The following is a 19,791-nucleotide window of genomic DNA, read 5'->3' as shown; positions in this document are numbered from 1 at the left end:
TATGACTATTATCGCTGACATCTTTGCAGACGAGGCGTTTTCCGCGGCGACGTTGACCGAGGCCATCAATATCGTCCCGAACGATTATGGCCGGCTGCGGGAGCTCAACCTGTTTCCCAAAGAGCCAATCGCCACGACCAGCGTCGCAGTCGAATATGCCAACGGCACGTTGAACCTGCTGCCGACGCGGGAGCGCGGTGCGCCGTCATCTCTCGGCATGCCGGAAAAGCGAAATGCACGGTCGTTCGGGACGTTCCACATTCCGCATGACGACCTGGTTCGCGCCGACGATGTCCAGAACATTCTGGCGCGCGTCGGCTCCGATGGTGTGCTCGAAGCGGTGCAGACGCTTGTCAACCGTAAGCAGATCACAATGCGCCGCAAGCATGCGATCACGCTTGAGCATATGCGTATGGGTGCTCTTCGGGGAAACATCCTCGATAGCGACGGCTCTTCGCTGCTCAATCTGTTTACCGAGTTTGGCGTGACGCAGAAAAGCGTCGACTTTGTCCTCGGCACGGCGACGACGGACGTCAAAGCCAAGGCGCGAGAGGTCGTCTCCTATATGGAAGATAACCTCGAAGGCGAGGTCATGAGCAGCGTGCATGTTCTGGCCTCGCCCGAATGGTTCGAGAAGTTCATCGGCCATTCTAAGGTCGAGGAAATCTACAAATACTACGACGGCACGAACAACCCGCTGCGCCAGGACGTGCGCCGCGGCTTCCCGTTCCACGGACTGACGATTGAGGAATATCGGGGCTCCGCGCAGTACTTGCAGGAAGATGGAACCTATGCGACCCGGCGCTTCATTCCGGCTGGCGAGGCGATCGCCTTTCCGCTGGGCACCATGGATGTGTTCCGGACCTACTTCGCGCCGGCAGACTTCATCGACACGGTCAATTCGCTCGGTGAGCAGATCTATGCGCGCCAGGCCGTCGACCCCGAGTTCCAGCGCTGGGTCAAGCTGCACTCGCAGTCCAATCCGCTGCCGCTGGTCAAGCGGCCGAAGCTGCTGGTCAAGCTGACCACGAGCAACTGAGGAGGCTGACCGGATGCTGATGCGCAACAAGGATGGCGGGACCGAGGGCATGCGCTACGGTCCCGCAATGGCCGCCGTCGCGGCCGGAACGCATGAAGTCGTCAACGTCGACGTGCCAGCCGCCGGTTCGGTTGCGTCTGAGGCGTCGGCGGATCTCGACGACATGACAAAGGCCGAGCTGATCGCCGAGGCCAAGCGGCGGGGTGTGGAGCTCGACGACGACATGCTCAAGGCGGACATTCTCGCCCGCCTCAAGAAAGCCTGACCCATGCCCATCGCGCGCAATATTTCGGAGGTCCGCGACGCGCTCGTCGCGGGCGTCGATGCGCGGTGGGCGGAGCCGCTGAAGGTGTATCCTCTGCGCGGCGACGAAATGCCGGACGAGACGCGGGAGGTGCGGGAGATTTCGGCGCCGTTGCGGGCCGGGGCCGGCAAGGGGATGAGTGCGGGGCAGGGCAGCTCGTGGCGGTCGCGGATCGTGGCCGGCACGGCGGAGGTGCATATCGACCGCGCGGTCTATCCCGACCTCGTCGTGCGGACCGGAGACAAGGTGCGGGCGATTTCCCGCCCCGGCAAGCCGTGGTGGTCGGTCCTCGCGGTCGACGATCGCGGGCCGGCTCGGCTCGTGCTGCAATTGGGCGAGGCCTGATGAGCCTCGTTCGGATCGCCGCCCGCATCGCGCTCGTCGAGGCGCTCAAGGGCCGGACGCTCGTCGGGGAGAATGTGCGAGACAGTTTCGTCGGCGGGATCGACATCGCCGCGGACGGGACGCTGCACCTGGAATCCGATGGGCCCTATCTCTCCGTTTACACGGAGAGCGCCAAGGTGGACGATGCGGCCCCGCGTATGGTGCACCTCAATGGTGTCGTCGACATCGTGCTCGAATGGGGTGTCACGGCGGGAATGACGCAGGTCGACGAAGGCACTGGCGCCTCCACGCTGGTCGAAATCGGCATTCCAGCGACCGATGCCAACCTCGAATTTCTGATGGATATGGTCGGGCGGCAGATCGTCGACGTTCTGTCGGACCCGGACAATGCATGGGCGGAGATTTTTCGCGGCTTTGCGTTGCAGGTCCGGCAGAGCGAGCTGAAACGCGCCGGCGGAGCGGAGGCCGACAAAGGCACGCGGCTTGCCGCGCATCAGATGACGCTGATGGTCGAGCTGGTCGACGATCCGCAGCGCGGCGACGGCGTGCCGGTGCCGTTCGTGGATTTCTTCGCGGCGGCAGATGTCTCGGACGATGCGAGCATCGTGGCGCGATCCGCGCTGATGCAGCAGCAGCTGACCGGCACGGATGCGCCGTGGAAAGCGGCGCAGCGGCGGCTCGGCCTGACCTCGCGCGAATTGCTGGCGCTTGGGCTCGGGCCGCTCGGCGGCGACGCAGAGCGGGCAACGCCGGCGATGACCGAAGGCACGGCAGAGATTCCCGGTCATGGCGATGTGATGGTCACATGACGTCTCAGCTCGCACAGACGATCATCGACCTGGAAATCCTCAAGACCAGTTTCGGCAATGCACTGAAGGTCGGGCCGGTCGAAGAGGTCGACGCGGTCAAGGGGTATCGCCTCAATCTCGGCACGGGATCGGACGGCAAGCCGTTCTTGTCGCCCTGGTATCCTCACCCGGAAAGCGGCGGGCAAAGCGCCTCCTGGATGCCCTTGTCGAAAGGGCAGATCGTCGGCGTGATCAACCCGACTGGCGATCCGCGACAGGGCGTGCTGTTGCGTGGCGGGTTTTCGGACCAGAATCCTCCGCCCTCCGCAGATCTGGCGGCGAACATTCTGAAGGCGTTCGGGATCACGGTTTCGATGAAGGATGGCGTTTTGACGGTCGACGCCAGCGAAATCCGGCTGACCGCGTCGACGCGCGTGACGATCGTCACCGACGATTACGCGGTCAATCCGTAATGCCTCAGGTGGCGCGGATCGGCGATGCCGGCTCACATGGCGGGTCGATCGTCTCCGGATCTCCGACGGGCACGGCAGATGGCGAAGCGATCGCCCGGGTCGGCGACATTTATGCGTGCCCGATCCATGGCGGCAATCCGATCGCTGACGGCTCGCCGTCCTACACACTCGACGGCAAGGCCGTGGCGCGGGTCGGCGATCCGACGGCCTGCGGCGCCGTCATCGTTTCTGGCTCTCCGTCGCATCGCGACGACAGCTAAGGGTCTCTGGACATGGTCAAGACGGAATACATCGTCGCCGATGGCGTCGAGTGGGTGAACGGTGCGCGCGTGCCGGCGACGCGCCGGGTGCGGCTCACCGAGGCCGAGGCGCTCTACGATCGGGCGCTCGGCCGGATCGCGGCCGTGCCCGATCTCGAAGCGCTCGAGGCGATGACCAAAGACGAGCTGAAGGCCGAGGCGAAACGGCGGGGCATTGATCTCGACCACGACGCGCTGAAGGCCGACATTCTCGCCGCGCTCAAAGCGGCGGTCTGATCGCGGCATGGCCGGCATCGATCGCCGCACGGGACAGGTGATCGACAATCTCACCTCCGCCTATCAGGGCGTCGAGGTGACGCTGTCGACGCGGCTCGGATCGCGGATCATGCGGCGGGAGTTCGGTGGCGGTGTCGCGGAGCTTCTCGGCCGGGCGATGACGCCGGCGCTCTTTGAAGCGTTCCGGCAGTTGATCGGCACGGCAATCGATCTGTGGGAGCCGCGCTTTCGGGTGCGCAAGATCAGCCTGAGCGGCTCCGTCGAGCAAATCCGCGCCGGCCGCGCCGGCATGATCTTCGAGGTGGATTATCGGCCGCGCGGGCATCTCGGCGATTTCACCGTCGAACGCGTGGTGAGCTTTCCGCTGATCTTTCGGGCCGGCGGCGTGGAGGTGATGGCATGAGCTATCAGCCGACGGTCATCGACCTGTCGCGCGTGCCGGCGCCGGCGGCGATCGAGGCGCTGGATTACGAGGCGCTGCAGACCGGGTTTCTGGCGCGGTTCGTGGCGGCCTGGGATGCGCAGCGGCTCGCCGATCCGACGCTGCCGGCATGGGATGTCGGCGGGCTCGAAACCGATCCGGCCGTCATTGCCGGCGAGGCCTGGGCCTATCTCCGGCTGCTCGACCGCGCCCGCGTCAACGATGCGGTGCGGGCCGTGCTGGCGCCGCTTGCAAGCGGTTTCGATCTCGACAATGTCGCCGCCTCGGCCAATGTCGAACGCCTCGTCGTGCGCGAGGCGACGGCGGAGCTGCCGGAAATCCTGGAGAGCGACGCGGCGCTGCTGCGGCGCTACCTCCTGTCCTTCGACCGACCCTCGGCGGGATCGCGCGGGCGCTGCCTCTATGAGGCGTGGTCGGCCTGGCCGTCCGGCTTTGATGAGGCGGGCGACCCGATCGGCATGGGCGATGCGGTCGTCAATGGCCGTGCGGTGCATGGCCGGCGCGGCGACACGGATGTCGTCATCACCGGCCCGGCCGGGCGCGACCCGACCGATGCGGAGCTGGCGCAGGTGCGGGCGGCGGTGCTCGCCGACACGGCCTATCCGGAAGCGATCGCGCTTTCCGTCATTCGCGCGGCGCGCGCCGAATATACCGTCGCGCTGACGATCGACGTGCCGCCGGGCCCGGATGCCTCGGTGATCGCGGCCGAAAGCACGGCGCGTGTGCGAGCGGCTGCCGACAGCCGCACGCTGATCGGGGCGGAGATCCCGGCGGGCTATCTCGCCGGCGCTGCCTATGGCGCCAATGTCATCAAGGTGCGCGACGACGCGCCGGTCGCGATCGATCCCGATCCGTACACCGTGCCGGTGTGCACGGCGATCACCGTGACGCCAGAGGTGCGGGCATGAGCGCTGCGGCGCTGCTGCCGCCGAATGCGGGGGCGTTCGAGAAGGCGCTCGCGGAGGCGATGACGGACGCGTTGCCGGTGCCGATCCGGGAGATCATGGACCCGGCGACGACGCCGACGGCGTTTCTGCCGTTTCTCGCCGGTCATCGGTCCGTCGATCTCTGGTTCGACGACTGGCCGGAGGCGCGCAAGCGCGCGATGATCGACGAGGCCTTCCGCCTTGCCGCCATCGTCGGCACGAAAGCCGCAGCGCCGGCTTTCCTCGCCTATGTCGATGCGGAGATCGTCCACAAGGTCACGCATCCGGCGCGGTTCGTGATCGGGCGCTCGCCGCTCGGTCTGCAGCCGATCGGCCACAAGCCGTTCACGACGCACTACCTGATCAAGGTGCCGCTCGCAAAGCCCGCCGCCGCTTTCGTGACGGGGCGGACCTCGCTCGGCCGCGGGGCGACGCGCACCGTCGACCGCACGCCGCTCGACCGCGTCAACCGTGCGCTCGTCGTGTCGAAAAGTGCGGCGACCGCCTATTCCGCGAATTTCGGCTGGCGGCGGCCGATCACGCTCGACGACGGATGGGATCTCGATGATCCCATTTATTTTGATCAATACCGAGACCGCACGAGGCTCTGAATGAGCAAAAGAGTCCTGACCGACGAGGCCGAAATTCTTGAGCCTCTCGATCTCAACAACATGTCTCTTTACCCGCAGCAAGCGCTCGACAAGATCGTGGGCGATGCTGTCGCCTATCCGGCGCATTGGGCCGGCGTCACGGTGTCGATCAAATCGGCGCAGGAGGTGACGGTGTCGACCGGGCGCTATTTCGATGGCGACACGGTCTATGAGGCCGAGGCGCCGATCGACGTCAATCTCCAGACCTATCTGCCGCTCGTTGCGTCCGACGAAAGATGGCTCGCCCTGATCCTGCGCGGCTCGGTCGTGCAGCTGCCGGACCAGCGGACCTTTGAAACGTCGGAAGATCCGGAATTGTCGGTGCCTGTGTCGCGGTCGACGCCGGTCGCCGAGGCGCGGCAGTTTGCCGTCATCGTGCAGCAGGGCAATGCGACGCCGGCACCGGCGCTCAAACCGGTGGTGGCGGAAACGGATTGCGCCGTCGCCATGGTGCGGGTGACGGCATCGGGCGTGCAGGAGATCGTGCCGCAGGAATCGGCGCGGGTGAAGTCGCTCTACGAGCACGAGGGGCGCATCGTCGCCCTGGAGGTCAAGGTCGGCACGCTGTTTCAGATCGCCGACACGCTGAGCACCGATCTCGCCGCACTCGCCGATTTTGTGCATTCGATGCCCGTGCCGCGGCCGGTGATCATCACGCAGATGCGGCGCGACATCGCCGCGCTGCGCCGGGCCGCCAACGTGCCGGAAGGGGCGCGCGCCGACTGGTTCGATTGGTGTCTTCTCTACGACAATTGGGACACCGAAAATGCGGCGTGGCTAGCCCGCGTCGACGAGGGCATTCAGTTTCCCTATGCGAGCCAGCGCGAAGCCCGCCTCGAGCTGATCAACGAAGACGATCCGCTGATCAAGTTTTCGGGCCGGCGGATGATGCCGACCTGGGACGAGGTGGTGCGCATCTCCAATGAGGGGACGGGCGCCACCCGCGACATCTCGCAGCTCGTCCACACCGTGACGACATTGGTCAAGCGCACCGTCTCGCGGTCGGTCACGAGCTACGGCGCCACGGTCAATGTCTGCGAAAATGCGGCCGGATGGGGCGTGCTGTCGGGCAAGGAAGCCGGTGCGACATTTACCAAGGGCGGCGAGACGCTCCAGGTCGTCGCCAATCTCGGCACGACGCCGGGAGCGCCCACCGATCAGAACCATCAGTATTTCGCGGTTCGGACCGTCAAGAAAAAGCGGGTGACGCGCACCTATTGGGACGAGGTCACCGAGGAAATCGGTGTCAACGGCTCGATCTACGGCCAGACGTTTCTCGTGTCGCAGGCGACGATCGCGACGGCGATCGAGCTGCAATTCACGAAAATCGCCAATGACGGCGATGTGCATTTGTTCGTTTGCGAAACGGATGCGACCGGCGCGCCGCTTTACGACAAGGTGCTCGCCAATGTGACGCGCACGGCCGCCGATCTCGGCGCCGGCGGGACGGGCCGGAAGAAATTCGTCATCGACCCGACCTATCTGACGCCCGGCTCTCGCTATGCCTGGTATGTCGTCACCGACGGCAATCACCAGCTGCAGGGTACGACCGGCAACAAATTCTCGGGCGGCACGTCGTTCCTGGCGACGGATGGCGCCTGGGCGCAGGGCGACACGCAATTCGATTTTGTGTTCTGGGTCTATGCGGCGCAATTCCAGAACGTCCGGACCGTCGTCGAATTCCAACCGATGACGCTGGAAAACGGCATGACGGAATTCCGGCTGCTCTATGCCGGCTGGCAGCCGGACGGGACCGCCCTCGAATGGGAATATCGCCCCGTCTTCGGCGGGTCGGATCTGCCCTGGTACAAGATCGAGGCGATCGACGACGGCGATCCTCTCTCTTCGCCTCTCGCCGGGCTGCCGTCTCTGGTGCAGCTCAGATGCACGATGCTGGCAACGCCGGATCTCGCGCCGATGATCGAGCTCGACGAGGTGGCGACCTATCGCACGGCCCGCGTCGGCAACACGATGCGCGCCATTTCGGAGCCGATCGACCTCGGTCTCACGACCGACACCATCCAGACGCTGACCTATTACGACGATTACGACGATGCGCTGCACACGCTGTCGCCGCGCATCATGGTCGGCGACGGGCCGGCGCTGGTGACACCAGATGTCACGACGCTCACCTATGACGACGACCCCAACCGGCCAGGCCATGTGGCGGCGATGTCGACCTATACCGTGCCGGCCGGGACGCAGATCGTGCGGGCCTGTCCCGGATTCACGACGTCGAACATCGTCGTCGTGCCATTCGTGGAAAACATCACTCTGTTCGCGCTGTAAGGGGGAAGCGAGATGGCGACCTACAAGCCGACGAAAACCTACGACGTGAAGTTCACCCGGCCCGTGACCTGGCGCGGGGTGAAGCTGACGGCGCTGCCGGTGCACCAGATGACCGGCAAGGTTTTGACCGCGATCGTCGCCGAGCATGGGGAGGATGTCGTTGACCGCGCCGACCCTCGCTGACGACTGGTATCTCGCGCCGGGAACGCGCGCGAGCCGGGCGCTCTTCAACGCGATCTTTTTCGAGGCCGCGACAAACATCAAAGCGCTTTTGGCGCGCGAGGCCGATTATCAGGCGGCGATCGACCAGCTGGTCAATACCGGCAGCGAGATCATCTCGCAGTCGCTGACGCCCGAAATCGAGGCGGCGCGGACCGAGATCGAAAACATCCAGGCCGAGGCGACGGCGATCGGCGAAAGCGCCGCGGCGGCAGCGGAGGCGGCCGTCGATGCCGCGATCGCGGCGATCCTGGATCAGGCGATCGCGGCGGCGATCGTGTCTCTCGGCCCGGTGGCCTGGGTCAGCGGCGAGACGACGCCGGCCAACGCCTATCGCGCGCACGACAATTCCGTCTGGCGGGCGCTGGTGGAAACGACGCAGGAGCCGGGTGGCGCGGATTGGGAGTTCTTGTATTCGGGGCCGTCGGCCACGCACAATCACGACGACCGCTATTACACCAAGGCGCAGCTCGGCGCGCTCGATCCGGTGGTTCTCGCCGGCATTCCGGCCGTGTCCGATCTCGTGCCAATCGAGGGCGTCACGCCAACGGGCTATTCACGGGCGACGACGACGAGCCGCACCGATCCTGCCGGCAATGCGCAAAGCGTGCCGGCAGGCGTGATCCCGGTCGATTACGATGCGACCACAGGCGAGCTGATCGGCTGGCTCTTCGACGATGCGGACGACACATGGTCCGTGCCGCTGGAGGCGACGTTCGATGAGGCGGAGGGCACGATCTACATCCGCGGGCGGAGTGGCTCGTCGAGCGTGGCCGTGCATGGGTTGTGGTCGATCAGCGACGGCACGGCCGATAATTATCTGGCTATCCTGTGGCAAAGCGACGTCGTCCATTTCGCAGTCAAGGCCGGCGGAGCGTCAAAGCTCAACGCCAATCTCGGCGCCCTCGCGGTCAACACAGATTTCGAACTTGCGATCACCTGGGACGGCACGGCCGTCAAAGCCTCTCTCAACGGAGCGACTTTTACGAGCCATACCGCGACCAGCTTTCCGGCGGGTTTGACGACAGAGTGGCGCGGGCAACTGGATTCGGCCATCACCGCCTCGCATTGGGCCGGGCACGTCGCCCAGTTCGCGCGTTTCGCGCGCGGGGTTGAGGGGTCCACACTCCAGGCCATGACGGGAGGCCTCTCATGAGCACGATGAACGCACTTTTGCGACGGGCGATCGACAGCGGCGCCAATCCGAGCGGTGAGAGTGAACAGACGATCTTTGCGCCGATCGGATTTATGACGGACGGCGCGGTGGCGCCCGAGCGTCAGGATCTGTCCTATGTCAACGACAATTATCCGCGCATCCCGGTCGCGTCGTTCGACAGCAGCGTTATCGAGACGCTGCACGGAAACTTTCCCATGCCGCCGTCGTGGGACGGCGGCGACTTTGCGGTGCAGTTCGTGTGGGCGTCACCTTCGAGCGGCTCTGTCGTTTGGCGGTTCAGCACATTTTCCACGCCGATTGTCGATGAGGGCCGTTGGGGTAACGCATTCAACGTCACCGTCGACTCCGTTGATGCTGCGCTGGATAACGGCGTGCTCTACATCAACTACGGCGCGTGGTCTCAGGTTGCTCTCGGAACGCCCGCCGCCGGCACAAAACGTTTCCTGGCTTTCTCCGTGCAGCGGCGGGCGACAGATGGGGCGGACACGCATTCCGGCGATGCGCACCTGATCGGCGTGAATATCCGCTACCGTGCCAGCAGCCTGAGCGACAAGGAGGCCTGACATGGACCGCATGGAGCTCGCCCTCGTCAGCGCGTCTGGTGACGTTCTCGACGTCATCCGCCTGACGCTGGGACAGGCTGTCGAGTGTTGCGGCTGGGTCGAAGGCGAAACGGCCACGGCTCCGAACGGCAAGGGCAACCGCTGGATGCTCGTTGTGCGTGAAGATGCCCCCGTCGACCCTGACAGTGAGGTCGCGACCGAGGAAACCGTCACGGTTGAAGAGGATCGCGTCGTCAAGGCGCGGGGGAAGCGGGCGCTGACGAAAGACGAGCTGAAGGTCGAAGCCGCGCGGCTCCGGTGGGAAACCGAAGAAGGTGGCATGATCTTCAACGAGATCGAGTTGCGGACCGACACCGCAAGCCAAGGCAAGTACACGGCAGCAGCTCTCGCTGCGACGCTGGACGAGGACTACACCGTCCGATGGAAGTGCGGCGACGGGTGCTTCGTCACTCTCGATGCGCCGACGATCATCGCCATGGCACAGACGGTGCGCGGCCATGTGCAGGCCTGTTTTGACGCTGAGGCCGGCGTGGTGGCGGGCATCGAAGACGGCTCCATCACCAGCCTGGCGCAGATCCGCGCCGCGTATGAGGCGACCTGATGCTGCGGGTGAACAATCTCGTCGGGTTTGGCGCGCGGCGGCGGGGCCCTTTGGCGCCCGCTTATCTCCATTATCGCATACGGTGCCTCGGGTTCAGCGCTCCGTATTGGTGGCGCGTTCGCGAGTTCGAGATCTACCCAGAGACAGGGCTCGGGGGAACAAAGCTGACGGGCACGGCGAGCGCCAGTACGGCGCGTAGTGGCGAGCAGGCCTCTCGCGCCGTCGACAACAGCGCCGCAACCTATTGGGGAGCAACGACAACCGGCGGAGCGAATGTGGGGCAGTGGCTCCGAATCACATTGCCAGAGGCAGCCATCGCTATGTCCGCGCGCTTCCAAGTCTACGCAGGCCACGATGCCAACCTCGTCGCCTGGGAAGGTTCTGACGACGCGGTTGACTGGACCGTGCTGGACGAGCAGCCCGGGACCTCTACGGACCAAGCCTGGGTCAATTTCGAGCGCCAATAAGAGCTCTTCACCAGCCTGCCGTGACCCGCCCCGGCGGGCGATCCGGACGCCCGAGCACTGTGCGCAGCCGGGGCGCCGCTCTCGCATCATTTTCCGCCGCCGTGTCAGGCGGCTTTTTTGTCCCTGAAATCCCGCCCTCGCAGGTGAGGGCCTCTCAAAGGAGTTGAGACATGACGGCACCTGTGTTCGGCATGCAATTTTCGCGCCCGCTCGACGAGCCGGTGCCGGTGCTCGGCGCCGATTTCTCCAAGGCGCTCATCATCGAGACGTCTGAAGATGCGGATGCGACGAGCTATCCGGCCGATACGGCCGTCCGCATCTCGACGGGCGACACCGCGGCCGTGGCCGATCTCGGCACCGGCCTCCTGAAATCCTATGTGCAGGGCATCAACGATCAGCTCAACAGCCTCAACCGCGGCGCGGACGTCACCATCGTGCGCGTCGCCGAAGGGGCCGACACGGCGGCGACGGCCGCGGCGATCGCCGATATCGTCAACTCGATCACGGACATTCCCTCCGCGGTCAACGCGACGCCGCGGATCGTTCTCGCCGGGCGCACCGCATGGCGGGCGGACCTCGAAACCACCAACCCGGTCGTGGCCGCGCTCGAGGCCAATCTCGGCAAGATCCTCGCCGTGGCGCCGGTCGATGTCGACGACACGTCGGCGGCCAATGCGATCGATGCGCGCGAGACGATGAGCTCCGAGCGGCTGATGCCGATCGGCGTCGCCGCGCGCGTCTATGAGGGCGAGACGCTGGTGACGCGGCCGATGGCGCCGCGCGTCGCGGGCCTGATGATGCGCGTCGACAATGAGAACGAGGGCAAGCCGTTCAACCCGTTCGCCAATCGCCCGATCTATGGCCTCGCCGGGCTCAGCCGCAAGATTCCGTTCTCGCTGCTGGACGGCTCGACCGAGGGCCAGCAGATGCTGGAGAGCAACGTCTCCATCGTCGCGGAGGGCGAAGCGGGCGTCGACGGTGCGGTCGCCGATGGCGGCTATGTCTTCATCGGCACCGACAATGCGCAGACCGGCGAGCTGTGGGAACAGATGCACCAGGTGCGGGGCACGGATTACCTCGTCGTCAAGCTGATGCAGATCACCAAGCAGTTTCTGGGCCGCAAAATCACCGCCGATCTGGCGGAGGCCTGGATCAACTCCATCGCCTTCATGTTGCGCGATGAACAGGCGGCCGGCAACATCCTCGGTTACACGCCGGCGGCGGAGATGTTTCTTGCGGACCAGAACTCGCCGGAACAGATCCGCCTCGGTCATCTCAAGCTCGATATCGGCATCGAGCCGGCGCCGGTGTTCAAGCTCGCGACGCATGAGATCCGGCGCTACCGCCCGGCGGTCGAGGGCCTGGTCAACGAGATCATCGCCCGGCTGCAGGCCGCGGCGTAATCTGTCCCACGCCTGCGGCGCGGGCCCCTGACGGCGGGTGACGCCGCGCCGCCCGCCAACCCACGCCGTCACCCGCCGGGTGCCGGACGAAAGACCGATTTCGCGGGCGGCTCTGCCGGCGCCCGCCCACCCACAAGGAGCATGAAACATGCAGCCGCTTTATCTCTTGACGGCCGTCGATGTGCGGCGTGCCGAACAGACCGACACATCCCGCGTCTGGACGATCGACAAGATCACCCTGCCGCCGATCCGCTTCGTGGAGGTGGAACACACCGCCGGCGGCGGCGTCGGCACCGTCGGGTTTCTGATGCCGCGCGTCGAAAAAATCGAGCCCGCTTTCGGGGTCAAGGGTGTCGACATCGACGCCTTCGCCGGCTTCGGCCAGGTCGATCGCTGGGTCTTCGCCGGCTCCTATCACGACCGTCGCACCGGCGCCAAGGTGGGCGGCCGTGCGGTGATCGAAGGCGCCATCCGCACCTGGGAGCCGGACGAAAGCTCGCCGACCGAGTTCCAGGGCTGCAATTATTCCTTCGCCGAAGTCACCCATTACGAGTTCGTCTTGAACGGCAAGGAGCACTGGTATTGGGACAATTGGGAGCGGGTCTGCCGCAGCGACGGCATCGACCATTTCGCGGCCGAACGGCGGGCGCTCGGGGTTTAGCCGGCAGGCTCGAATTCGATCCAGCGCTTGCCGAACTCTTCATAGGTTCGGTAGCGCACCGCTTCCCGGCTTCGGTCTGAGAACAGGCCGAGGCCTTTGCATTCGAGGCGGTCGTCCGTCTGCCGGACAGTCTCGGTTTCCACCACGTCCAAGAGCTTCGGGGCGAGCGGGCCCTGGTCGATCGTCACGATTTCCGCGACGAGACCGTCGCATGTGAGGCGGCCGGAAGGCGCAAGCCCCGCCTCATCTGCCGCCGCATAAACGGCGCCCCCGACAAGGGAGCAGACAAGGGCTGCTGCCGCCGTCTCCGCGATCTGCCGTGATTGGAGCTTCATGGCGGCGCCCGCGGCGGCCATGCCGGCAAGCGTCGCGATGAACGGCCAGAAAAGCCCAGCCCCGCCAAGCGCCATGCCCGCAAGGGACGATGCGACGAACCCGGCCGCGCCGATCAGCGCGCCCTGCCACCATGCTGCCCCGGCGAACCGGGCGCCCAGCGCGCCGCCGCCGACCGCGAGGCCGGCAGCAACAAAGACAAACGTCTCAGACAACATGTCGATTACTCCAGGAGTCTGTAATGGCCGAAGAAGTGACACAGGTTATCACGTATGATCTCAGCAAGCCAATCAAGGTGCGCGGCGTCGAAACGAAGAAGTTGACGTTTATCGAGCCGACGCTCGGCGACCTCATCGAGGGCGAGGCCATCGGGGAGGTCGGGTCCAGCATTTTCACGCGATTTTTGATGGCTCGCATGGCCGGCATCGAGATCGACGAAATGTCGCAGATCACGATGCGCGATTACACGGCGCTCAATATCAAGCTGGCGCCGCTCCTGGGAAACGACGACGAGGGAGATGGCAAGGCCGATGGCGCCAACTCGCAATCTTCCTCGCCCGCGAAACCAACGAACGATTGACGGTCGTCCTCTCCTGGCGGGCCGGCGAGGCCGACGCATGGCTTTCCGCCGTGCGCGACCTCAACGCCGAAATCGCCCGATCCCACTCATCCCGACGCTGACCTGACGAGACGCCGATGGCGACGCTGACATCACGCCTGATTCTGTCGCTGACGGATCGCGTTCGGGGGCCCGCGCGTGGCATCCGGGGTGCTTTGCGTGGGCTCCGCCACGAGGCGGGGCTTTTCTCGGCAACGCAGCGCGCGACGGCAACGCCGCTCTTTGGTGGCATCCGGTCGATGGTGGCGCTGGGTGGCGCCTATCTCGGGGTCACGCAGGGTATTTCCGGCACGGTCGGTGCCGCCATGGACTTCCAGGAGGCCATGGCCGACCTCGCCAAGAAGTCGACGCTGACCGAAGCGCAGCTGAAAATGACGGAGAAGCGGATCACGTCTCTGTCGAACACGATGCCACTCGCGAAAACCGAGATCGCAGGCCTGATTGCACAGGCCGCACAGTTCGGCATCGCCACGCAGGATCTCGAGCGGTTCGCCCTGCTCGGCGCGAAGTCCGCGATCGCCTTCGACATGCAAGCGTCGACGACGGCCGAGGCTTTGTCGAAGCTGAAAAACGCTTTTGGCCTGACGATGGATGAGCTGTCGGGCGTTGCCGATGCAATCAACTTTACGGCGGATTCGGCAGGCACGTCGGAACAGAACGTCATCGACTTTTTGTTGCGCACTGCTGCGGCGGCGAAGACGTACGGTATCTCGGCGCAGGCGATGTCCGCGTTCGGGGCGACGCTGAACGAAATCGGCATCGAGAGCGCGAAAGCGGGCACGGGTATGAACGCCATGCTCGCCAAGCTCGCGGGCCTGACCAAGAACAAAAAGGCCAAAAAGGCGCTCGATCAGTATGCGGGGGTCGGGTACTCGGCCAAGCTGCAGGACAAGTTCTACAATCGCCCGATCGATGCACTTCAGGAGTTCTTCGGCGTCATCAAAAAAATGCCGACGAAAACGCGTTCTGGATTTTTGATCGACTTCTTTGGTCTGGAATATCAGGACGATGCGTCGGCCATCGCCAACAATATCGATAAGATCAATCAGCGGCTAAACCAGCTTCTCGACACGTCATCATACGCGGGTTCGGTCGACAAGACATTTGAAATATTCGCGAACACGACGCGCAACAAGCTCAAGGTATTACAAAATAACGTTTCGAACATTGCGAGCATGTTTGGCGCCAAGCTTCTGCCCCCGATCGCGGAGTTCAGCGACAAGCTTGTCGGAACGCTTTCAACGCTCGATCGCCGCGTCACCGTCTTCGACAAAATTAAAACCGCGGCACAGGGCTTTCTGACCGGGCTCGGCCTGGAAGGCGGGTCGCTCGGGGAACAGTTCAATCGTCTTTGGGATGGCGTCTTCGGCCGCATCGACACGTTCTCCGCCGATGTCGACACGATGGCGGCCGGCTTCGAGCGCTTCCGCAAGATGGGCGCCGATCTCCGCTCGTTCGGATCCGCGATCGCCGACACAATCGGCAGCATCGAAAGCTTTCTGCATCTCGAACCTGGGACGATCGGCGACACGCTCGGCACGCTGGCGGGCTACGGGTTCCAGCTGGCGCTCGCCTCCGTCGGCTTCTCGCTCGCCGCAGGCGCAATCACCAAGCTCGCCAAGGCCGTGCTGTTTCTCTCCGGCGCCAGCACCGTTTTCGGGCTCGGCAAGGGATTGTTGCGCATCCTCAGGGCGGCGCGCGGCGGCGCCGCGGCGGGGGCTGCCGGTGGGGCCGCAGTCCGTGCGGGGGCTGCCGGGGCTGCCGGCACGGCTGCGACCGTCGGGTCGCGCGCCGGGCTCTTCGGCCGCATGCTGCCGCCGGTGGCCGTTGGCGCGACGGCGTTCAGTCTCGGCTCGGAGATTTATCGCCGATACGGCACCGAGGCCGGCCGTCAGGCGGCGGCGTCGTTCCGCGAGGCGATGAATCGCAACTGGCAGGACAACGCCGATTCGGGCTCTGCCGATTACATGAAGGGCTTCAACGTTCTGGGCGACGCCGAACGGCGTCTCGGCAGCAATGGGCCGGCGGGGACGGGGTTCGAAGGCTCGCCGGAAATGGGCGGGCGGCGGCCGGGTCAGAACGTCGTGCCGATCGACGCGGACGACACGGCCTTTCAGGAGAAGGTCGGCTCGGTGGAAGAACGCGCGTCGATGCTCGAGGCGCGGCGCACCGTGCCGGTCGATGCCGATATCTCCGCCGCGCTCGCGAAGCTGCAGGCGCTCGAAACCCGCATCGCGGCGCTCGGCGGGCAAATGAATGCGGCCGTCGAGCGGGTCAGCCGCAGGGTCGAGCGCAACATGCAGCGCGCTCTCGACGACGATCTCGCCGGGCTGCAGGTCGACCGCGAATATTCCGTCGGCTGAACGGGGGACGCATGCTCTATATGATCGGAACGCTGACGCTCGACGTCGCGCTCAATGTCGACACGGTCGATCGCGACGCCTCGGCCGACCTCGCCACAAAACCCGTCATCGGCGGGCTGGAACCGTCGGAATTCATGGGCGAGGGCAAAGACGAGTTCATTCTGTCGGGGCAGCTTTTGCCGACGAAGATTGGCGGGCTCGACGAGCTCGAAATCGCCCATCAGATGCGCCGCGACGGAACGCGCGTGCCGCTGATGCGCGGCGACGGCTCCCGGCTCGGCACATTCGCCATCACCCGCATTGCCGAAAAGCACGAGGATCTCGTCGCGACCGGCGTCGGCTTTCGCGTGCGCCACACGATCACGCTGAAAAAGGTGCAGCCGGATGCGGCGGCGGGCCGGCAGGTGATTTTCGGGCTCTTGTCACTCTTCGGGGCGATTTGACCATGGCGGAGACGATCACCATCCGCGGCGAGGGGATCAGCGTCGACCTGCTGCTCTGGCGGCGATACGGCGTGCCGGGGCGGGCGCTGGTGGAGACGACCTTGACGCTCAATCCGGGCCTGGCCGATGCCGGCGCTGTCCTGCCGCTCGGAAGCAAAGTGATCTTGCCGGAGCTGCCGCGCCGCGACGTGGCGGTGGAGCGCAAGGTCGTGACCTTGTTCGGGTGACGCCATGACCGATGCCGTCTGGTCGGTCTCCTGGCGCGTCGTTGTCGACGGCCAGGACATGACCGCGCCGATGTCGCCCTATCTGATCGACATCGCCGTCGACGACAAGGACGGCGCCGCGTCCGATTCCTGCCGGCTGACGCTCGACGACCGGGCGGGGCAGATCCGCCTGCCGAAAGGCGGTGCCTCGGTTGTCGTCTGGCTGCAGGGCGTCAGCGTCTTCACCGGCGTGGTCGAGCGCGTGCGCTCGTCGGGCTCGCGCGGCGGCGGCCGTCTCCTGACCGTCAGCGCCAAGGGCTTCGACACGGCGGGCAAGGCCAAGGAGCCGCTGCGCCTCCACAAGGATGACGCAAGCCTGAAAGAGTTCCTGGAGAGCGCGGCGGAGGCCGCCGGGTTCACGATCGAGGTCGACCCGGCCTTTGCCGGCCTCGCGCGCGATTACTGGGCCGCCGATGGCGAAAGCCTCATCCATCTCGGTCAGCGCCTGGCGCGCGAGCTCTACGGCACGTTCAAACTGCGCGGCACAAAGGCCGTCCTGGCACAGCGCGGCGCCGACAAGGGCCTGCCGACGATCACCGGGACGGTCGGCGGTGTCGAGCCGGGCAATGTCATCAACTGGGACATCGAGCCAGTCACCGGCCGGCGCAAATTCCAGCGCGGGCGCGTCCGTTATTTCGACCGCAAGGCGGCAAAATTTCAGGACGAGGAAGTCGAGTTCGACGGCATCGACGGCGCCGATGCGGCCAACGTCGTGCGCACGCCGGCGGCGGATCGCGATCAGGCGAAGGCGATCGGCGAGGGGCGCAAGGCGGAGACGCAGCGCGAGGCGGGCTCCGGCTTCGTCGAGATCGACCTGGAGCCGGCGGCACAGGCCGAAGGGCTCTTCGTTCTGACCGGCGCGCGCGAAGGTGTCGACGGCACTTATCGCATCGTCGGCGTTTCGCACCGCGCCGACCGCGGCGGCGGCTCGACGACGCGGCTCGAGCTCAAACAACCGCAGGGCGGCGCCGGCAAGGATGGCCGGCCGGAGGAGGCGAGCCCGACGGGCGCATCCGGTGCGACCGGCACGGCGCCAGGAGATGCGGCCACTGGCGCAACTGGCGGCGCGGGTGGCGGCGGATTGCCGACGACGGATCTGCCGGGCGACGGCCCGGAATAGACGCAGACCCAGCCCGCCTCGGTGGGGCGGTCCGGACGCCAATGCACTGTGCGCGGCCGGGGCGGGCGACCTCAACATCACAAGGAACATTGTCATGCTGACTGAAGCACAGCTTCGGGCGGTCGTCGGCCGTCGTGCATCTGCCGCGATCCTGCGAAAGGTGGCGGCAAGCGGGGATATTCTCGCGCGCTTCGATCTCGCTCGGTCACATCGGCTGGCGCAATTTCTTGCGCAGATCGCTTATGAGAGCGCGCGGTTTCGCACGACGACGGAATATGCAAGCGGCGCCGCCTATGAAGGCCGCGAGGATCTCGGCAACACGGAAAAGGGCGACGGCGTCCGTTTCAAGGGGCACGGGCTCATCCAGACGACCGGCCGCTACAATCATCGCAGACAAACCGCGTGGCTGCGTGCGAACGGTTTTCCGGGCTGTCCCGATTTCGAGGTTGAGCCGGACAAAGCGTCCGACTTTCCCTGGGCGCTTCTCGGCGCCGTCTGGTACTGGCAGAGCCGCGGCCTCAGCGCCTATGCCGACCGCGGCGACATCGAGATGATCACCCGGCGCATCAACGGCGGGCTCAACGGCTATCAGGATCGCATCGACCTCTATGTGCGCTTTGCGCTCGTCATCCTCGGCTATGAGCTGACGAAGGGCGCGATCAAGCGCTTCCAGCAGGCTGCCGGCCTCGTCGCCGACGATATCGCCGGCCCGAAGACCCGCGCCGAACTCCACCGACAACTCGAAGCCCTACCGCCTCTCATGGCGGCCGAACCTGTGCAGGAGACCGATATGAGCGCTGCAAAAGACATCATTTATCCCAAGCCCTCGCCGGTGCGGCAGACCTCGAAGGCCCATGGCGCGGCCGGGGGCGGCATTTTCGGCACGGTGCTGACACCGATGCTGATCGGCCTCGGCGTCAAGTTCGGGCTGCTGCCCGCCGCTTTCGGGGATCCCGACGTGCAGCAGACGCTGACGGTCGTCGTGACCGCGCTGTCGGCCTGGATCGGCACCTATATCGCGCCCAAGAACGCCGAGTGACGGCGACCATGAGCATCATGCACATCATGCGGCTGAGCCTGATCACCGCGGCGCTCGCCGCCTCTATCGTGCTCTTTGGCGGCGTCATGCTGGCGCGCCAGGCGCCGGCGGCCGAGGCGCCAAACCCGGAAGGCATGCCGGCCGTGCGGCCGAACTGCAACGAGGCGGGCGCCATGATGCTCGATCTCGCCATGCGCTATGGCGAAACGCCGCTCGTGCGCGGCACGATCGGCCCGCGGCGCATGGTGACGCTGGTCAATCCGGACACGGGCACCTGGACGGTGATCGTCATCCGCCCGGACGGCCTCGCCTGTCAGGTGGCGTCGGGCGAGGATTGGGACGTGATCAGGGGAGAGCGGAGGGCATGAGCCCACAGACGGTCTATGAGGGCGCCAAGACAACCGCGGCCGATCTCGCCGACAATATCGTGCTGCGTCTCTTGGCGCGGCTTTCGATGCTGCTATGCATGCCCGTGGCGATCTGGTTCGGCTCGCAATTCATGGACGTACGCGACAAAGCGCTGATGCTCGCTAACACAGTCAACGCGCTCGCCGATCGCATCGACGAGCGAACGGCCGATCGCTACACGGGATCGATCGCGGCGCGCGACTGGGCGGAACAGGCGCGCCGCGACACGCAGCAGGATGCGGCCATCGACCGCAATCAGACGCGCATCGACAGCAATGATGTGCGCCTGCGGAAGCTGGAGATCGACGGGCGGTAGC

General features: G+C 65.5%; 27 protein-coding genes. 26 read left to right on the top strand and 1 reads right to left on the bottom strand.

The window, feature by feature from the left end; translation table 11 throughout:
• Position 1 precedes the first annotated feature (1 nt).
• The 18 genes from L0F51_RS03925 to L0F51_RS03840 all read left to right on the top strand — a co-directional run bounded on the left by L0F51_RS03925 (position 2) and on the right by L0F51_RS03840 (position 12,883).
• Complete coding sequence (locus tag L0F51_RS03925; RefSeq protein ID WP_234628032.1) at positions 2-1,039, top strand: major capsid protein; 1,038 nt, start codon at positions 2-4, stop codon at positions 1,037-1,039.
• Between the two features lie 13 nt (positions 1,040-1,052).
• Positions 1,053-1,304 (top strand): hypothetical protein, encoded by a 252-nt coding sequence (locus L0F51_RS03920; RefSeq protein ID WP_234628031.1) that lies wholly within the window; start codon positions 1,053-1,055, stop codon positions 1,302-1,304.
• Between the two features lie 3 nt (positions 1,305-1,307).
• Positions 1,308-1,688: a hypothetical protein gene (locus tag L0F51_RS03915; RefSeq protein WP_234628030.1), complete on the top strand. Its 381-nt coding sequence runs from the start codon at positions 1,308-1,310 to the stop codon at positions 1,686-1,688.
• A complete protein-coding gene (locus L0F51_RS03910) occupies positions 1,688-2,497 on the top strand; it encodes a hypothetical protein (protein ID WP_234628029.1) in 810 nt (269 codons plus the stop codon). The genes L0F51_RS03915 and L0F51_RS03910 overlap by 1 nt, the downstream gene beginning before the upstream one ends.
• The gene (locus tag L0F51_RS03905) at positions 2,494-2,949 is read left to right on the top strand and encodes a baseplate assembly protein (RefSeq protein ID WP_234628028.1); all 456 of its coding nucleotides are present in this window, start codon (positions 2,494-2,496) and stop codon (positions 2,947-2,949) included. Before L0F51_RS03910 ends, L0F51_RS03905 begins: the two co-directional genes overlap by 4 nt.
• An 8-nt stretch (positions 2,950-2,957) precedes the next feature.
• Positions 2,958-3,209 (top strand): PAAR domain-containing protein, encoded by a 252-nt coding sequence (locus tag L0F51_RS03900; RefSeq protein ID WP_234628027.1) that lies wholly within the window; start codon positions 2,958-2,960, stop codon positions 3,207-3,209.
• 12 nt (positions 3,210-3,221) lie between these two features.
• On the top strand, positions 3,222-3,485 hold the full coding sequence (locus L0F51_RS03895; RefSeq protein WP_234628026.1) for a hypothetical protein: 264 nt from the start codon (positions 3,222-3,224) through the stop codon (positions 3,483-3,485).
• A 7-nt stretch (positions 3,486-3,492) separates the two neighbouring features.
• Positions 3,493-3,888: a GPW/gp25 family protein gene (locus L0F51_RS03890; protein WP_234628025.1), complete on the top strand. Its 396-nt coding sequence runs from the start codon at positions 3,493-3,495 to the stop codon at positions 3,886-3,888.
• The gene (locus L0F51_RS03885; RefSeq protein ID WP_234628024.1) at positions 3,885-4,835 is read left to right on the top strand and encodes a baseplate assembly protein; all 951 of its coding nucleotides are present in this window, start codon (positions 3,885-3,887) and stop codon (positions 4,833-4,835) included. The genes L0F51_RS03890 and L0F51_RS03885 overlap by 4 nt, the downstream gene beginning before the upstream one ends.
• Positions 4,832-5,464: a phage tail protein I gene (locus tag L0F51_RS03880; protein WP_234628023.1), complete on the top strand. Its 633-nt coding sequence runs from the start codon at positions 4,832-4,834 to the stop codon at positions 5,462-5,464. Before L0F51_RS03885 ends, L0F51_RS03880 begins: the two co-directional genes overlap by 4 nt.
• Complete coding sequence (locus L0F51_RS03875) at positions 5,465-7,792, top strand: hypothetical protein (RefSeq protein WP_234628022.1); 2,328 nt, start codon at positions 5,465-5,467, stop codon at positions 7,790-7,792. It abuts the gene before it with no gap.
• Between the two features lie 12 nt (positions 7,793-7,804).
• Positions 7,805-7,975 carry a hypothetical protein gene (locus L0F51_RS03870; protein WP_234628021.1) on the top strand — a complete coding sequence of 57 codons (171 nt, stop codon included), beginning with the start codon at positions 7,805-7,807 and terminating at the stop codon, positions 7,973-7,975.
• Complete coding sequence (locus tag L0F51_RS03865; protein WP_234628020.1) at positions 7,953-9,167, top strand: hypothetical protein; 1,215 nt, start codon at positions 7,953-7,955, stop codon at positions 9,165-9,167. The genes L0F51_RS03870 and L0F51_RS03865 overlap by 23 nt, the downstream gene beginning before the upstream one ends.
• Positions 9,164-9,751 (top strand): hypothetical protein, encoded by a 588-nt coding sequence (locus L0F51_RS03860; RefSeq protein ID WP_234628019.1) that lies wholly within the window; start codon positions 9,164-9,166, stop codon positions 9,749-9,751. Before L0F51_RS03865 ends, L0F51_RS03860 begins: the two co-directional genes overlap by 4 nt.
• Position 9,752: 1 nt before the next feature.
• Complete coding sequence (locus L0F51_RS03855; RefSeq protein WP_234628018.1) at positions 9,753-10,352, top strand: DUF4376 domain-containing protein; 600 nt, start codon at positions 9,753-9,755, stop codon at positions 10,350-10,352.
• Complete coding sequence (locus L0F51_RS03850; RefSeq protein ID WP_234628017.1) at positions 10,352-10,819, top strand: hypothetical protein; 468 nt, start codon at positions 10,352-10,354, stop codon at positions 10,817-10,819. Before L0F51_RS03855 ends, L0F51_RS03850 begins: the two co-directional genes overlap by 1 nt.
• A 170-nt stretch (positions 10,820-10,989) precedes the next feature.
• A complete protein-coding gene (locus L0F51_RS03845) occupies positions 10,990-12,222 on the top strand; it encodes a phage tail protein (RefSeq protein ID WP_234628016.1) in 1,233 nt (410 codons plus the stop codon).
• Positions 12,223-12,370: 148 nt separating this feature from the next.
• Positions 12,371-12,883 carry a phage major tail tube protein gene (locus tag L0F51_RS03840; protein ID WP_234628015.1) on the top strand — a complete coding sequence of 171 codons (513 nt, stop codon included), beginning with the start codon at positions 12,371-12,373 and terminating at the stop codon, positions 12,881-12,883.
• Here the strand turns inward: L0F51_RS03840 and L0F51_RS03835 are convergent.
• The gene (locus tag L0F51_RS03835; protein WP_234628014.1) at positions 12,880-13,434 is read right to left on the bottom strand and encodes a hypothetical protein; all 555 of its coding nucleotides are present in this window, start codon (positions 13,432-13,434) and stop codon (positions 12,880-12,882) included. The two genes, L0F51_RS03840 and L0F51_RS03835, sit on opposite strands and share 4 nt — an antisense overlap.
• Positions 13,435-13,457: 23 nt before the next feature.
• On the opposite strand from L0F51_RS03835, the gene L0F51_RS03830 reads away from it, so the two are divergent.
• From L0F51_RS03830 to L0F51_RS03795, 8 genes are all read left to right on the top strand, one after another.
• A complete protein-coding gene (locus L0F51_RS03830; RefSeq protein WP_234628013.1) occupies positions 13,458-13,796 on the top strand; it encodes a phage tail assembly protein in 339 nt (112 codons plus the stop codon).
• A gap of 116 nt (positions 13,797-13,912) precedes the next feature.
• Positions 13,913-16,198 (top strand): phage tail tape measure protein, encoded by a 2,286-nt coding sequence (locus tag L0F51_RS03825; protein WP_234628012.1) that lies wholly within the window; start codon positions 13,913-13,915, stop codon positions 16,196-16,198.
• Between the two features lie 11 nt (positions 16,199-16,209).
• Positions 16,210-16,641: a phage tail protein gene (locus L0F51_RS03820; RefSeq protein WP_234628011.1), complete on the top strand. Its 432-nt coding sequence runs from the start codon at positions 16,210-16,212 to the stop codon at positions 16,639-16,641.
• 2 nt (positions 16,642-16,643) lie between these two features.
• The gene (locus L0F51_RS03815; RefSeq protein WP_234628010.1) at positions 16,644-16,868 is read left to right on the top strand and encodes a tail protein X; all 225 of its coding nucleotides are present in this window, start codon (positions 16,644-16,646) and stop codon (positions 16,866-16,868) included.
• 4 nt (positions 16,869-16,872) lie between these two features.
• Positions 16,873-18,027, top strand: coding sequence for a phage late control D family protein (locus L0F51_RS03810; RefSeq protein WP_234628009.1), 1,155 nt, complete (start codon positions 16,873-16,875; stop codon positions 18,025-18,027).
• A gap of 94 nt (positions 18,028-18,121) precedes the next feature.
• Complete coding sequence (locus L0F51_RS03805) at positions 18,122-19,066, top strand: peptidoglycan-binding protein (protein ID WP_234628008.1); 945 nt, start codon at positions 18,122-18,124, stop codon at positions 19,064-19,066.
• Complete coding sequence (locus L0F51_RS03800) at positions 19,063-19,434, top strand: hypothetical protein (RefSeq protein WP_234628007.1); 372 nt, start codon at positions 19,063-19,065, stop codon at positions 19,432-19,434. Before L0F51_RS03805 ends, L0F51_RS03800 begins: the two co-directional genes overlap by 4 nt.
• Positions 19,431-19,790, top strand: coding sequence for a hypothetical protein (locus L0F51_RS03795; RefSeq protein ID WP_234628006.1), 360 nt, complete (start codon positions 19,431-19,433; stop codon positions 19,788-19,790). Before L0F51_RS03800 ends, L0F51_RS03795 begins: the two co-directional genes overlap by 4 nt.
• Position 19,791: the final 1 nt, after the last annotated feature.

The organism is Afifella sp. H1R (genome assembly GCF_021462425.1).
Lineage (GTDB): Bacteria > Pseudomonadota > Alphaproteobacteria > Rhizobiales > Afifellaceae > Afifella > Afifella aestuarii.
Note: the sequence above shows the minus strand (reverse complement) of the source record. Positions and strands in the feature narration are given on the sequence as shown.

Bases quoted from the DNA above. Each gene is read 5' to 3' on its own strand.
- L0F51_RS03925 (WP_234628032.1), top strand. From the start codon at position 2: ATGACTATTATCGCTGACATCTTTGCAGACGAGGCGTTTTCCGCGGCG.
- L0F51_RS03920 (WP_234628031.1), top strand. From the start codon at position 1,053: ATGCTGATGCGCAACAAGGATGGCGGGACCGAGGGCATGCGCTACGGT.
- L0F51_RS03915 (WP_234628030.1), top strand. From the start codon at position 1,308: ATGCCCATCGCGCGCAATATTTCGGAGGTCCGCGACGCGCTCGTCGCG.
- L0F51_RS03910 (WP_234628029.1), top strand. From the start codon at position 1,688: ATGAGCCTCGTTCGGATCGCCGCCCGCATCGCGCTCGTCGAGGCGCTC.
- L0F51_RS03905 (WP_234628028.1), top strand. From the start codon at position 2,494: ATGACGTCTCAGCTCGCACAGACGATCATCGACCTGGAAATCCTCAAG.
- L0F51_RS03895 (WP_234628026.1), top strand. From the start codon at position 3,222: ATGGTCAAGACGGAATACATCGTCGCCGATGGCGTCGAGTGGGTGAAC.
- L0F51_RS03890 (WP_234628025.1), top strand. From the start codon at position 3,493: ATGGCCGGCATCGATCGCCGCACGGGACAGGTGATCGACAATCTCACC.
- L0F51_RS03885 (WP_234628024.1), top strand. From the start codon at position 3,885: ATGAGCTATCAGCCGACGGTCATCGACCTGTCGCGCGTGCCGGCGCCG.
- L0F51_RS03880 (WP_234628023.1), top strand. From the start codon at position 4,832: ATGAGCGCTGCGGCGCTGCTGCCGCCGAATGCGGGGGCGTTCGAGAAG.
- L0F51_RS03875 (WP_234628022.1), top strand. From the start codon at position 5,465: ATGAGCAAAAGAGTCCTGACCGACGAGGCCGAAATTCTTGAGCCTCTC.
- L0F51_RS03870 (WP_234628021.1), top strand. From the start codon at position 7,805: ATGGCGACCTACAAGCCGACGAAAACCTACGACGTGAAGTTCACCCGG.
- L0F51_RS03860 (WP_234628019.1), top strand. From the start codon at position 9,164: ATGAGCACGATGAACGCACTTTTGCGACGGGCGATCGACAGCGGCGCC.
- L0F51_RS03855 (WP_234628018.1), top strand. From the start codon at position 9,753: ATGGACCGCATGGAGCTCGCCCTCGTCAGCGCGTCTGGTGACGTTCTC.
- L0F51_RS03850 (WP_234628017.1), top strand. From the start codon at position 10,352: ATGCTGCGGGTGAACAATCTCGTCGGGTTTGGCGCGCGGCGGCGGGGC.
- L0F51_RS03845 (WP_234628016.1), top strand. From the start codon at position 10,990: ATGACGGCACCTGTGTTCGGCATGCAATTTTCGCGCCCGCTCGACGAG.
- L0F51_RS03840 (WP_234628015.1), top strand. From the start codon at position 12,371: ATGCAGCCGCTTTATCTCTTGACGGCCGTCGATGTGCGGCGTGCCGAA.
- L0F51_RS03835 (WP_234628014.1), bottom strand. From the start codon at position 13,434: ATGTTGTCTGAGACGTTTGTCTTTGTTGCTGCCGGCCTCGCGGTCGGC.
- L0F51_RS03830 (WP_234628013.1), top strand. From the start codon at position 13,458: ATGGCCGAAGAAGTGACACAGGTTATCACGTATGATCTCAGCAAGCCA.
- L0F51_RS03825 (WP_234628012.1), top strand. From the start codon at position 13,913: ATGGCGACGCTGACATCACGCCTGATTCTGTCGCTGACGGATCGCGTT.
- L0F51_RS03820 (WP_234628011.1), top strand. From the start codon at position 16,210: ATGCTCTATATGATCGGAACGCTGACGCTCGACGTCGCGCTCAATGTC.
- L0F51_RS03815 (WP_234628010.1), top strand. From the start codon at position 16,644: ATGGCGGAGACGATCACCATCCGCGGCGAGGGGATCAGCGTCGACCTG.
- L0F51_RS03810 (WP_234628009.1), top strand. From the start codon at position 16,873: ATGACCGATGCCGTCTGGTCGGTCTCCTGGCGCGTCGTTGTCGACGGC.
- L0F51_RS03805 (WP_234628008.1), top strand. From the start codon at position 18,122: ATGCTGACTGAAGCACAGCTTCGGGCGGTCGTCGGCCGTCGTGCATCT.
- L0F51_RS03795 (WP_234628006.1), top strand. From the start codon at position 19,431: ATGAGCCCACAGACGGTCTATGAGGGCGCCAAGACAACCGCGGCCGAT.